The organism is Streptomyces sp. NPDC097595 (assembly GCF_044761525.1).
In the GTDB taxonomy this organism is placed as follows: Bacteria; Actinomycetota; Actinomycetes; order Streptomycetales; family Streptomycetaceae; genus Streptomyces; species Streptomyces drozdowiczii_A.
Window position 1 is genome coordinate 18,843 of sequence record NZ_JBIWCN010000007.1, and the last position, 11,985, is coordinate 30,827.

At 74.0% G+C, this 11,985-nt stretch carries 14 protein-coding genes; 8 read left to right on the forward strand and 6 right to left on the reverse strand.

What is annotated here, in order from left to right; genetic code table 11:
- Window positions 1-100 precede the first annotated feature (100 nt).
- A complete protein-coding gene (locus ACIQZN_RS13055) occupies window positions 101-880 on the forward strand; it encodes a CPBP family intramembrane glutamic endopeptidase (RefSeq protein ID WP_403991688.1) in 780 nt (259 codons plus the stop codon).
- Window positions 881-889: 9 nt separating this feature from the next.
- Here ACIQZN_RS13055 and ACIQZN_RS13060 read toward each other — a convergent pair whose 3' ends face one another.
- Window positions 890-1,708: a PhzF family phenazine biosynthesis protein gene (locus ACIQZN_RS13060; protein WP_403991690.1), complete on the reverse strand. Its 819-nt coding sequence runs from the start codon at window positions 1,706-1,708 to the stop codon at window positions 890-892.
- A 129-nt stretch (window positions 1,709-1,837) separates the two neighbouring features.
- Between ACIQZN_RS13060 and ACIQZN_RS13065 the strand changes: the two genes are divergently transcribed.
- The gene (locus ACIQZN_RS13065) at window positions 1,838-2,506 is read left to right on the forward strand and encodes a HEAT repeat domain-containing protein (protein ID WP_403991693.1); all 669 of its coding nucleotides are present in this window, start codon (window positions 1,838-1,840) and stop codon (window positions 2,504-2,506) included.
- 19 nt (window positions 2,507-2,525) lie between these two features.
- The gene (locus ACIQZN_RS13070; RefSeq protein ID WP_403991696.1) at window positions 2,526-3,521 is read left to right on the forward strand and encodes a HEAT repeat domain-containing protein; all 996 of its coding nucleotides are present in this window, start codon (window positions 2,526-2,528) and stop codon (window positions 3,519-3,521) included.
- 12 nt (window positions 3,522-3,533) lie between these two features.
- Here the strand turns inward: ACIQZN_RS13070 and ACIQZN_RS13075 are convergent, their stop codons facing one another.
- Complete coding sequence (locus ACIQZN_RS13075; RefSeq protein WP_403991699.1) at window positions 3,534-3,959, reverse strand: nuclear transport factor 2 family protein; 426 nt, start codon at window positions 3,957-3,959, stop codon at window positions 3,534-3,536.
- Window positions 3,960-4,043: 84 nt separating this feature from the next.
- Here ACIQZN_RS13075 and ACIQZN_RS13080 point away from each other — a divergent pair, with 84 nt between their 5' ends.
- On the forward strand, window positions 4,044-4,613 hold the full coding sequence (locus ACIQZN_RS13080) for a TetR family transcriptional regulator (protein WP_403991702.1): 570 nt from the start codon (window positions 4,044-4,046) through the stop codon (window positions 4,611-4,613).
- A gap of 315 nt (window positions 4,614-4,928) precedes the next feature.
- On the opposite strand, the gene ACIQZN_RS13085 is transcribed toward ACIQZN_RS13080, so the two are convergent.
- Complete coding sequence (locus tag ACIQZN_RS13085; RefSeq protein WP_403991705.1) at window positions 4,929-5,729, reverse strand: phosphotransferase; 801 nt, start codon at window positions 5,727-5,729, stop codon at window positions 4,929-4,931.
- Window positions 5,730-5,870: 141 nt separating this feature from the next.
- Here ACIQZN_RS13085 and ACIQZN_RS13090 point away from each other — a divergent pair, with 141 nt between their 5' ends.
- The gene (locus ACIQZN_RS13090; RefSeq protein ID WP_403991708.1) at window positions 5,871-6,485 is read left to right on the forward strand and encodes a PadR family transcriptional regulator; all 615 of its coding nucleotides are present in this window, start codon (window positions 5,871-5,873) and stop codon (window positions 6,483-6,485) included.
- Between the two features lie 63 nt (window positions 6,486-6,548).
- Here ACIQZN_RS13090 and ACIQZN_RS13095 read toward each other — a convergent pair whose 3' ends face one another.
- On the reverse strand, window positions 6,549-6,737 hold the full coding sequence (locus tag ACIQZN_RS13095; RefSeq protein ID WP_161210305.1) for a hypothetical protein: 189 nt from the start codon (window positions 6,735-6,737) through the stop codon (window positions 6,549-6,551).
- 148 nt (window positions 6,738-6,885) lie between these two features.
- Here ACIQZN_RS13095 and ACIQZN_RS13100 point away from each other — a divergent pair, with 148 nt between their 5' ends.
- The gene (locus ACIQZN_RS13100; protein ID WP_403991711.1) at window positions 6,886-7,875 is read left to right on the forward strand and encodes an EamA family transporter; all 990 of its coding nucleotides are present in this window, start codon (window positions 6,886-6,888) and stop codon (window positions 7,873-7,875) included.
- On the opposite strand, the gene ACIQZN_RS13105 is transcribed toward ACIQZN_RS13100, so the two are convergent.
- Window positions 7,872-8,561 carry a pyridoxamine 5'-phosphate oxidase family protein gene (locus ACIQZN_RS13105; protein ID WP_403991714.1) on the reverse strand — a complete coding sequence of 230 codons (690 nt, stop codon included), beginning with the start codon at window positions 8,559-8,561 and terminating at the stop codon, window positions 7,872-7,874. The genes ACIQZN_RS13100 and ACIQZN_RS13105 overlap by 4 nt on opposite strands.
- Before the next feature lie 35 nt (window positions 8,562-8,596).
- Between ACIQZN_RS13105 and ACIQZN_RS13110 the strand changes: the two genes are divergently transcribed.
- Window positions 8,597-9,928, forward strand: a complete 1,332-nt coding sequence (locus ACIQZN_RS13110; protein WP_403991716.1) for an aminotransferase class I/II-fold pyridoxal phosphate-dependent enzyme — start codon at window positions 8,597-8,599, stop codon at window positions 9,926-9,928.
- Between the two features lie 71 nt (window positions 9,929-9,999).
- On the opposite strand, the gene ACIQZN_RS13115 is transcribed toward ACIQZN_RS13110, so the two are convergent.
- The gene (locus tag ACIQZN_RS13115; RefSeq protein WP_403991719.1) at window positions 10,000-10,980 is read right to left on the reverse strand and encodes a DMT family transporter; all 981 of its coding nucleotides are present in this window, start codon (window positions 10,978-10,980) and stop codon (window positions 10,000-10,002) included.
- Window positions 10,981-11,054: 74 nt separating this feature from the next.
- Between ACIQZN_RS13115 and ACIQZN_RS13120 the strand changes: the two genes are divergently transcribed.
- Window positions 11,055-11,978 (forward strand): LysR family transcriptional regulator, encoded by a 924-nt coding sequence (locus tag ACIQZN_RS13120; protein WP_403991722.1) that lies wholly within the window; start codon window positions 11,055-11,057, stop codon window positions 11,976-11,978.
- Window positions 11,979-11,985: the final 7 nt, after the last annotated feature.

Sequence of the window (11,985 nt, forward strand, 5' to 3'; positions counted from 1 at the left end):
CATGATCTTCGTACCTGCATTCGAGACCCTAGCGGGGCGGCGAGGGGCGTGGGACGCGAATGCACAACTGAGGGCAGGTGTACAGGTGGAGGCGGGGCGCGTGGCTGATTCTTTTCCCCAGGAGGCCGTGTCACAACGGATTCTCCGGTCCGAGACGGTGCTGGTGCTGGCGCTCTCGCTGGGGGCGAGTGGCGTGTCCGCCCTTATCAGCTTTGTCGGATCGCTGACGAAACCAGGGGGTTTGAAGGATCAGGCGGCGACCCTCAACAGCTCGGCCGCCCCGGGACGCCCTTGGCTGGATCTCGCCTGGCAGCTCTTCGGTATCGCGACCGCGCTGGTGCCCGTCGCGCTCGTCGCGCATCTGCTCATCCGGGAAGGGACCGGGCTGCGCGTCCTCGGCTTCGACCGCACCCGGCAGGGGCAGGACGTGGCACGGGGCGCGTTCGTCGCGGCGGGCATCGGCAGCGCCGGGCTGGCCTTCTATCTGGTGGCCAGGGCCGCCGGCTTCAACCTCACCGTCGTGCCCGAGTCGCTGCCCGACGTGTGGTGGAAGTTCCCCGTGCTCATCCTGTCGGCCCTCCAGAACGCCGTGCTGGAGGAGGTGATCGTCGTCGGCTATCTGCTGCGCAGGCTGGGGCAGCTGGGCTGGACGCCGATGGCCGCGCTGCTGGCGAGCTCCGTGCTGCGCGGCTCGTACCACCTCTACCAGGGCATCGGCGGGTTCATCGGCAACATGGTGATGGGCGTCGTCTTCGTGCTGCTCTACCGGCGCTGGCAGCGGGTGGGCCCGCTGGTCGCGGCGCACGCGCTCCTGGACATCGGCGCGTTCGTCGGTTACGCGCTGCTCGCCGGCAAGGTGGGCTGGCTGCCCACCCCGTGAGCCCCGGGGTCACGGGCCGACGAGCAGTTCGCCGTCCAGCACGGTGACCGCGCGGCCGGTCAGCAGGGTGCGCGCGCCGCGCAGCGATGTCCGTACGAGACCCGAGCGCGCGGACGCCTGGAGTCCGGTCAGCTCGTCGCGGCCGAGCCGGGCCGACCAGAACGGGGCCAGGGCGGTGTGCGCGCTGCCGGTCACCGGGTCCTCGTCGATGCCCACGGCCGGGAAGAAGCCGCGCGAGACGTAGTCGTACGCACGCGTCGGCGCCGCGGCGGCCGTGGCGATGACACCGCGCCGCGAGAGACCGGCCAGCGCCGCGAAGTCCGGGGCCAGACCCCGTACGGCCGCCTCGTCCTCCAGCTCCACCAGCAGGTCCCCGACGTGCGCACCGGTGTCGTGCACGGACAGCGGCTCCGCGCCCAGGGCCTCCGCCAGACCGTCCGGCGCGGGCTCCGGGGTCAGCGGGGCGGTCGGGAAGTCCAGCGTCAGCGAACCGTCCGGACGGGCGGTCGACGTCAGCGTGCCGCACCGGGCGGCGAAGCGGACCGTGCCGGTGGCGGCGCCCGTGGTGTGCAGGACGTGGGCCGTGGCGAGCGTGGCGTGGCCGCACATGTCCACCTCGGTGACCGGGGTGAACCACCGCAGCGCCCAGTCCGCGCCACCGCCCGGCGGCAGCGGATGGGCGAACGCGGTCTCGGAGAGGTTCAGCTCGGCGGCGACCCGCTGGAGGAAGGCGTCCTCGGGGAAGCCGTCGGGGCCGAACAGCAGGACGCCGGCCGGGTTGCCGGTGAAGGGGCGGTCGGTGAACGCGTCTACGGTGCGAATCCTCATGGGCCGACCGTAGGCATACGTCCCGGCCCGGAACCAAGGCCAATCGCGGGCCGGTGGCCCCGGAAACCCGCCGGGCTTGACCTTGTCACGGTGACAACCGCTTCACTCGGCCGCGAGGAGGTGGTCCCCATGGCCACGGCGAACGAGGACACGGCCGTCGCGCGGGCGCTGCGCGGACTGGAACACGGTGACGCGTCGGTGCGGCTGCGGACCGCGCTGGCGGTCGGATCGGCGCCGGACGCGCGGCTGGTGGACCGGCTCGTGGAGCGGTGCGCGGACGAGCCGGACTTCTCCGTACGGGAGATGCTGACCTGGGCGCTCACCCGGCATCCGCAGGACCTGACGGTACCCAGGCTCGTCGGCGAGCTCGGCTCGGAGCACCCGCAGGCCCGCAGCCAGGCCCTGCACACCCTGTCCAAGACCGGCGACCGGCGGGCCTGGCCGGCGATCACCCGGGACCTGCTCACCGACCCCGACGACGAGGTGGCGCGTGCCGCCTGGCGCACCGCGGTCCTCCTCGTGCCCGAGGACGGGGCGCCCGCGCTCGCCGCGGTGCTGGCCGGGCAGCTCGGGCGCGGCGGACGCGAGACGCGGCTGAGCCTCAGCCGGGCGCTGATCGCCCTCGGCGCGCCGGCCGGACCTGCGCTGTACGCCGCAGCCGCGCACCCCGAGCCCCGGGTCCGCGAGCACGCGCTCGCCACCGAGGAGCTGCGGCGCGACCCGGACGCCGGGTTCGACTCCGCGATCGAGGAGGCGAAGCGGAGGGTGGCCCTCGGGCCGTACGGTGATCCAGCCTGATCCAAACGAAAGGCCCCAAGTGTTGATCGGTGAGGTGGCGCGGCGGTCCGGGGTCAGCGCGCGGATGCTCCGGCACTACGAGTCGCTGGGGCTGGTGCGGCCCACGGGGCGCAACGACGTCGGATACCGGGAGTACTCCGGCGAGGACGTCCGGCGCATCTTCCACATCGAGAGCCTGCGGTCCCTCGGTTTGTCGCTGCGCGAGGTGGGGCGCGCGCTGGACGATCCCGGCTTCAGCCCGGCCGGTCTGGTGGACGACCTCGTCCGGCGGACCCGGGAACGGATCGCGAGCGAGACGGAGCTGCTGACCCGGCTCAGCCGGATCGGCGCCGCCGGACCGGAGGACTGGGAGGGCGTGCTGCGTACCGTCGCCCTCCTCCAGGGCCTCGGCTCCAGCAGCCCCGGCACCCGGCAGCGGGCCGCGCTGTCCTCGGGCGGCGAGGCGCCGGTGGAGGCCCTGGTCGAAGCGGTGCTGAGCGAGCGCGACCCGAGCGTGGCCGGCGCGCTGCGGTGGGCCCTGGCGCGCGCGGGCGGCGGGCTCCCCCTGCTGGCGGAGGGCCTGGACTCGCCCGACGCGGCGGTGCGCGCCCGTGCGGTGCGGGCGGTCGCCGGGATTCCGGGCGAGGCCGCGAGCGCGCTGCTGCGGGACGCCCTCGGCCATCCCGATGTCGCGGTACGCCGGTACGCGGCGCCCGCGCTCGGTGCGCGCGGGGTGGCCGAGGCGGTCCCGACGCTGATCGGCATGGTCGCGGAGGCGGTACGGGACGTGGACGCTGCCGACGCGCTCGGTGTGCTGGCCGGGGATCCGGAGACCGCCGAGCGGATCGCCTCCGCGCTCGTGGGCCGCCTCGCCGATCCCGTGCTCGACGCGCCCGCCCGCCGCCGCCTCACCCAGGCGCTGGCGGACATCCCGGGCCCGACGGCGACACGCGCGCTCGGGGAGCTGGCGGAGGACGGGGACCGGGGAGTGGCCGTGACGGCGGTGTATCTGCTGGGGCTGCGCGGTGAGGGGTGAGCCCGGCCGGTCTCAGCCCCTGGCAGCGGCGAGGGCCGCGGTGTCCATGTAGTCGCGGACATGGGTGATCAGGCCGTCGCGGACCCGGAGCACGAGCAGGCCGGGGACGGTGAAAGCGGTGCCCGCGGCCGGCAGCGTCCCCGCCACCACATGCTCGGCGACGATCACCTCCGGGTCGTCCGTCCCGTACACGGACACCCTCCTGACCGCGTCGATCCGTACGGGGCTCGCGCCCCAGACCGCCCGGTAACCCGTACGTACGGCCTCGCGGCCCTCGTATCGCGGGGGGAAGCCGGGAGCGGTGAAGGGGAACTCGTGCACCGCGTCGGCCGCGTACAGATCCGCGAGATCGTCCGCGGACTTGTCGAGCATGGCCCGGTGGTAAGCGGCCAGGGCCTCACGAGGGGTGCGGACGCGGGTGGTTTCCGGGTGCGGCACGGTACGGTTCCATTCGCTCAACGCTTGTTGAGTGTGACCGTAGGCCGGGCGGAGGGGTTCGGTCAACGGCTGTAGAGTCGCGGCGTGACCACGCCCCGGGAGACCCGCGCCGACCGCCGCCGCGCCACCGAGGCACGCATCCTGGAAAGGGCCCGGGAGGAGTTCGCCGCCAAGGGGTTCGACCGGACCACCATCCGCGCGGTGGCAAGCGCGGCCGGTGTGGACCCGGCCCTGGTCATGCAGTACTTCGGCTCGAAGCGCGAGCTGTTCGGCCGGGCCGTGCAGACGTTCGCAGCGCCTCCGCCGGAGGCCGCCGGAGCGGACGTGTTCGCCGACCGGATGCTGGCCACGCTGGGCCTGAAGCTGGGCGGTCTGCCGGAGGGGACGCTCGCGGTGTTGCGGTCCATGCTCACCGACCCGGCGGCCGCAGAGCATGTACGGACCGCGCTGGGCGGTCAGATCGCCGACGCCGGAGCCGCTGTCCCGGCGCCCGACGACCGGGAACTCCGCGCCGCTCTGGCGGTCACCACGCTGCTCGGTGTGACCATCGGTCATCAGCTCCTGGGGCTGCCCGCCCTGCGCGAGGCGTCGCCCGACCGCATTGCCGCACTGCTCCGACCGGCGCTCAACGCGCTGGCCGAGCCCGCGCCGTGAACGCGGTGCGGTGCTCCGCCGGTGTTCCCCTCCCGTAGGGCGGCCGCCGCCTCCAGCAGGGTCCAGCCGTCCAGCTCCACCCGACGCCGGTCCGACGGCTGCCATCCGTGGGCCGTCGCCGCGTCGAGCAGGGCACGGACGGCCCCCGGTTCGTGCAGGTTGAGGGAGGCGCCCCCGACGTAACCCACGTCTCCGGAGCCCAGAGGGGCGCCGCCCGGGACATAGCGGCGCGGGCCCTCGGTGAAGACGATGCGGAGGGGTCCGCCCGGGTCGCGGTGGAGCGTGAGGATCTGGCGGCTGGGCCGAGCGTACGGGTCAGTCCAGCAGGGCGGCCGTGAACGTCCGGCGGTGGTTCGCCAGCCAGGTCTGTACGCGGTCCCAGCGTTCCCATCCGCCGCGCTCGTCCAGTGCCCGGAGATAGACAGGGTCTCCGTCGGCCACGCGCCGCGCGACGAAGGCCCGGCAGACCTCCGTGGCCTGCTCGATGACGCCGGGCAACTCGACGCGGTCCTCCGCCGCGAGGCCGTAACCGTCGGCGAGGATCCGCAGCCGTGCGGCGGCGTCCAGGCCGGGCGGATAGAGGGCGGCCGCGGATACGGGATCGAGCATCGGCGCCCAGTAGCGAGCGGTCATGGCGATGTCCCAGAGGGGGCGGCCCGGGGCCGCCAGGTCGAAATCGATCAGGGCCGTCGCGCGGCCGTCGCGGAAGACGACGTTGTCCGGGCACACATCGTTGTGGCACACGGTCGTCCCGCCCTCCGGGTCGGCGAGGTCCGGAGGCCACTCGGCGCGGGTGTCGACCGCGACGGCCGCACCGGTCTCGTGCAGGCGCCGCAGCAGGCTCCCCACCGATGCGAGGGCGGAACCCGTCATCGCCCAGTCCGGGAACGGCGGCAGAGCCACGTCGCCGGGGATGAACGTCAGCTGCTCACGGCCGTCCGCGGTGAGACCGGCAGGGGCCGGTGCCGCATCGAAGCCGTGAGCCTTCAGCCCACGGAGATACGCGCGCAGGGCGCGCGCGTGGCGCGGTGCCGGCCGGTCCACCAGCTCCCCTCGGAGGAAGACCGCGCCCGCGTTCGCCATGCCACCGACCAGCGCCTCGCCCTCAGCCGTCATGGGCATCACGCTATCGCCGGACCGCCCCCGCACGGGCCGTTTCGGGCAGGGGTTGTCATGCGATCGGTTCCGATATATCGTTGAGGCGTCGCGACAGTACAGCGATAGACCAAAAGATCAACGTAAGCAGAGGAGTACGTCATGCGTTCACACGGATTCGAGCAGGGACATGCACATGGTCACGGGCGCGGCCCGTACGGCCCCGAGGGGCGACGTGGTGGTTTCGAGGGGCAGCGGGCGGCGTTCGGGCCGTTCGGGCCGCCGTTCGGCGGGGGGCCGTTCGGTGGCGGACGGGGCCGGGGCGGCGGCCGGGGGAGGGCGCGGCGCGGTGACGTGCGCGCTTCGATCCTGGCGCTGCTCAAGGACCGGCCGATGCACGGGTACGAGATGATCCAGGAGATCGGCGAGCGCAGCGGCGGGGCCTGGCGGCCCAGCCCCGGCTCGGTGTACCCGACCCTTCAGCTGCTGGAGGACGAGGGGCTGATCACCAGCGCGAGCGAGGGTGGCAAGAAGCTGTTCACGCTCACCGACACCGGCCGCACCGAGGCCGAGACCGGTCCCGAGGCGCCCTGGGAAGAGGCCGGGCGCGGGGTCGACTGGGAGGGCATGAACGAGGTCCGGCAGGCCGGGTTCGGCCTGATGGAGGCGTTCGGCCAGGTCTGGAAGACCGGCTCGTCCGACCAGCGCGACAAGGCGGTCGCCGTCATCAACGAGGCCCGCAAGAAGCTGTACCTCATTCTCGCCGACGAGCACTGAGCCCCGCCGTGGGCAGGTGTGAAGGAGCCCGGCGGCCCCCCAGGCCGCCGGGCTCCCCGCTGTTCACGTGTCCGCGGTGATGGGCCAGATCCGGGCCGCGTCGAAGCGGTCGGACGCGCGGGGGTGCGGTCCGTCGTCGTGGCAGTGGAACGCGCACCAGAAGAGGTCCGCGGGCAGGGCGTCCAGTGGCGCGTGGACCCGGTAGACGTATTCGCGCCCGTCCAGCGCCGGCAGGGACACCAGCCAGCTCACCCCGGTCCCCTCCCGCCGTGCCGCGAACAACCGCTTCGTGCTGTGGGACGTGTCCGGGCGGGGCGTCGGTTGCCCCGTCCCCAGGAGTACTGATCGAGTCAGGTGTCACCGGGGTGACGCTCCTGACCGCAGCTGTCATGATGTGCCGATGCACGCGTCTCAGGGGAGAAGCGCCGGCCTGGGACTCGCCCTCGCCTCGGCCTTCGCATTCGGTGGTTCGGGAGTGGCGGCCAAGCCGCTGATCGAGGCGGGGCTCGACCCGCTCCACGTGGTCTGGCTACGCGTCGCGGGCGCCGCGCTCGTCATGCTGCCGGTGGCCTGGCGCCACCGGGCGCTGGTGCGGAACCGGCCTGTGCTCCTGCTCGGCTTCGGGCTGCTCGCCGTCGCGGGCGTGCAAGCCTGCTACTTCGCCGCCATCTCCCGTATCCCGGTGGGCGTCGCGCTCCTGGTGGAATACCTCGCCCCGGCGCTCGTCCTGGGCTGGGTGCGCTTCGTGCAGCGGCGCCCGGTCACGCGGGCGGCTGCCCTCGGGGTCGTCCTCGCGGCCGGCGGACTCGCCTGCGTGGTCGAAGTGTGGGCCGGGCTGAGCTTCGACGTGGTCGGCCTGGTCCTCGCGCTCGGCGCGGCCTGCTGCCAGGTCGGCTACTTCGTCCTCTCCGACCAGGGCGGCGGGGCCGAACCCCCGCACCCGGTCGGCGTCATCGCGTACGGCCTGCTGATCGGCGCCCTCGTGCTCACCGTGATCGCCCGCCCCTGGGGCATGGACTGGTCGGTGCTCGGCGGGGACACGGTCATGGACGGCGCCGCGGTGCCGGCCTGGCTGCTGCTCGTCTGGATCGTGCTGCTGGCCACCGTCATCGCGTACGTCACCGGGGTGATCTCCGTACGCCTGCTCTCACCGGCCGTCGCGGGCGTCGTCGCCTGCCTGGAAGCGGTCATCGCGACCGTGCTCGCCTGGATCCTCCTCGGCGAGCACCTGGCCGCCCCGCAGCTCATCGGCGGCGCGCTCGTCCTGGCCGGCGCCCTCATCGCCCAGTCGTCCACCCCCCGGCCGCCCTCCGGTCCGGTGGCCTCGGGGGTGGGGGCGGGGGCGGGAGCGCCGGACGTCGTCGTGGATCGCGCGGACGCCCGCCGCTAGGGCAGGTACGCCGGTACCGCGATCGACGGGTCCAGATCGTCCGCCGGGACCGGGGTGCCGTGGGCCGGGGCGACGGGGACGACGCCGGACCAGTACGGCAGGCCGAGGTCCCGGGGGTCGTCGTTCGGGCCGCCCGTGCGGATCTTGGCCGAGACCTCCCGCAGGTCGAGCCGGACGACGGCGGTGGCGGCCAGCTCCTTGTCGTCGGCCGGGCGCGAGTCCTTCGAGCGGCCCGGCACCACCTGGTCCACGATCGCGTCCAGGGCGATGCGCCGCTCCTCCGGATCGGTCACGGTGTACGCGGTGCCGTGGACGACCACCGACCGGTAGTTGAGCGAGTGGTGGAAGGCCGAACGGGCCAGCACCAGGCCGTCGACATGGGTCACGGTCAGGCACACGGGCAGCCCCTCGTCGCCGCCCCCGGCCGCCCGCAGCGGCCGCGAGCCGGTCGAGCCGTGTACGTAGAGCCGCTCGCCGACCCGGCCGAAGAGCGTCGGCAGGACGACCGGCGCGCCGTCGCGCACGAAGCCGAGGTGGCAGAGGTAGGCGGCGTCGAGTATCGAGTGGACCGTCTCCCGGTCGTACGCGGCGCGGTCCCGCGACCGGGTGGGGACGGTGCGGTCCGTCGGCTCGTAGCCGGATGAGGCGTCCGGGGACGTGGTCTGCTGGGAAACGGTCTCCGGCATTGCGCACTCCATTGCACTAGTGCATACTGTTGTTTGTGCTAGGAGAGTATCGGATCAGTGGACGGCGTGCACAGGAAATTGCCGCGAGCGTCGAGCGCGGCGTCGCTTCGGGTGAGCTGCCGCCGGGTCATGTGCTGCCTCCCATGCGGGAGCTGGCGGCCCGTCTGGAGGTGAACCCGAACACCGTCGCGGCGGCCTACCGCACCCTGCGCGAGCGCGGGGTGATCGAGACCGCCGGGCGCCGGGGCAGCCGGATCAGACCGCGCCCCGCGAGCACCGCGCGCGGTTCGATGCGGGTCGAGGCGCCGCCCGGGGTGCGGGACCTGGGCGACGGCAGCCCCGATCCGGCGCTGCTCCCGCGCCTGGGCGAGGCGCTCGCCTCGGTCGCCGAGAGGTACGCACGCGAGCCCGGGCTGTACGGGGAGGCGGCCGTGGACCCGGAGTTCGCCGCGCTCGCCCGGGCCGCGATGGACGCCGACGGGGTGCCGGCCGGACCGGTGGCGGCCGCCTCCGGTTCGCTGGACGCGATCGAGCGGGTGCTCTCCGCCCACCTAAGGCCCGGTGACCGGGTCGCGGTCGAGGACCCCGGCTGGGGCGGGCTCCTGGACCTGGTCCCCGCCCTCGGCATGCGGCCCGTGCCGATGGCGCTGGACGAGGACGGGCCGTTGCCGGACGCGCTCGAAGCGGCGCTCCTGGCGGGCGCGCGGGCGGTCGTGATCACGGACCGGGCGCAGAATCCGACCGGGGCCACGGTCTCCGAGGACCGGGCGGGGCGGCTGCGGGCGGTCCTCGCCCGGCATCCGGACGTCCTGCTCATCGAGGACGACCACGGCCACGCCATCGTGGACCAGCCGCTGTACCCGCTGGCCGGGGCCACGGGCCGGTGGGCGTTCGTCCGCTCGGTGGCCAAGGCGTACGGGCCGGACCTGCGGGTCGCGGTGCTGACCGGGGACGCGGTCACGGTCGACCGGGTGGCCGGCCGCCAGCGGCTCGGGCCCGGCTGGGTCAGCCGGCTGCTGCAACGGACCGTGGTGCACCTGTGGAGCACCGGCGCCGTGGACGCGCGCGAGGTGGCCCGGTCCTACGCCCGCCGCCGGGACGCCCTCGTCCTGGCCCTGGCGGAGCGGGGCGTCCCGGCGTACGGCCGCAGCGGGATGAACGTGTGGGTGCCGGTGAGCGACGAGACGGGCGCGGTGGCCCGGCTGTTGCAGGCGGGCTGGGCGGTGGCGCCCGGGGCCCGGTTCCGTATCGCCGCGCCCCAGGCGGTCCGGATCACCGTCTCCCCGCTCACCGACGCCGACATCGGACCGCTGGCCGACGCGGTGGCGCAGGCGGCGGGACCGGCGAGGCCGATGAGCTACGGGTGAGGCCCGGGAGCCACGGCCGAGGCCCCGGCGCTACGGGTGAGGCCCCTCGTTGCGGACGGAGCCCCCGTCCCTCAGGCGCGCCGTCTGCTCTGGGTGAGCGCGGCGCCGGCCAGGACGACGAGCGCGCCGACGGGGGTGTTCCAGCTCAACTGTTCCCCGAGCACCGCCACTCCGGCCGCCGTGGCGATGACCGGAATGAAGTAGGTGACCATCTGCGCGGTCGTCGGCCCGACCTCGTTGACCAGGCCGTACTGGAGCAGCACCGCAAGGCCCGTGCCCAGCGCCCCGAGCGCGACGACGGCGAGGGTGGGCACGACCGGGAAGCTGTCGGGGACGGTGGTGAACAGCGGGGTGACGAACGCGAGTTGCACGGTGCCCAGGAAGAGCTGGCTGCCGGTGAGCGCGAGGGTCGACGCGCCGCTGCCGGCCAGCGTCCGGCGCACGTAGATCCAGCCGATGGGGTAGCTCAGCGAGGCCAGGAGCGCCATCGCCGTGCCGCTGAAGTCCAGCCCGGAGAAGCCCTGCCAGGCGCCGAGCACCGTCAGGACGCCGAGGAAGCCGAGGCCGAGACCGGCGACGCGGCGGCGGGTCGGCCGGTCCTCCGAGAGGGCGACGAGCGAGAGTGCCATGCCCCACAGCGGCGAGGTCGCGTTGCAGATGCCCGCCAGCGTGGACGGGATGGACAGCTCGGCGTAGGCGAACAGGGAGAACGGCAAGGCGTTGAGGAAGAACGCCGCCACCGCCAGATGGCCCCAGGTCCGGGCCGAGCGTGGCAGCCGCTCCCGCTTGACCACCATGACCACCGCCAGGACCGCCGTGCCCGACAGGAGCCGACCCAGGGTCACCTGGAACGGGGCGTACGCGTCGGTCCCCACCTTGATCAGGAGGAAGCTGAAGCCCCAGATCAGCGAGAGCGCCGCGAACCGCAGCCGCCAGTCCAGGGCCGGGCGGCGGGCGAGGCCGGAGGCGGCGGGGGTGTTGGTGGAGGGCGGCGGTACGGCCGGGGACGGGCACGGCTCGGGGGTGGTTCTCGGTGCGGTCGGGGCGCTCATGGTGACAACGATCGCCGCCTCAACCTCGTAGCACAAGTGAGAATGTGTGCGCGGATTCGCGTAGCATCGCTTACATGTTGAACCTGGAGCGCCTGCGCACCCTCGACGCCCTGGCCAGGCTCGGTTCGGTCAGCGGCGCCGCCGAAGGGCTGCACGTCACGACGTCGGCCGTTTCGCAGCAGATGGCGAAGCTGGAGCGCGAGGTCGGCCAGCAACTCCTCGCCAGGAACGGGCGCGGGGTGCGGCTCACCGACGCGGGGCGGCTGCTCGCCGACCACGCGGCCCGCATCCTCTCGCAGGTCGAGCTGGCCCAGTCCGACATCGAGGCCCAGCGCGGCGAGGTCGTGGGGGAGATCCGGCTCGGCGCCTTCCCCACGGCCGCGCGCGGCCTCTTCCCCGCCACGCTGCTCGCCCTCCGCACCGGCCACCCCGAACTGCGGGTGCGCACCCTGGAACTGGAGCCGGAGGCCGGTATCCGGGCAGTGCTCCGGGGCGACATCGATCTCGCCGTGGTCCTGGACTGGAGCAACAAGCGGCTCCCGGTGCCCGGCGGCCTGACCCGGGCCGAACTGCTGGACGACGCACCGGACATCGCCATGCCGGCGGACCACCCGCTGGCCGACCGGTCCGAAGTGGACCTGGAGGACTTCGCGGACGACGACTGGGTGTCCTGGCCCGAGGGCGAATTCTGCTACGACTGGCTGATGTTCACGCTCCGCTCCAAGGGCATCGAACCGCGCATCGCCCACCTCGCGGGCGAGCACCACACGCAACTCGCACTGATCGCCGCCGGGATGGGCGTGTGCGTGGCGCCCCGGCTGGGGCGGGGTCCGGTGCCCGACGGGGTGCGGCTGGTGCCGGTGCGCCAGCGGATGCGCCGCCATGTCCACGCGGTGTGGCGGACGGACGCGGACCGGCGGCCCTCGGTCCGCGCGGCGGTCGCGGCCCTGCGTGAGGCGGGGCGTGGGCTGGACGAGCCCATGTTGCCGGAAAGCTGACCCCAGC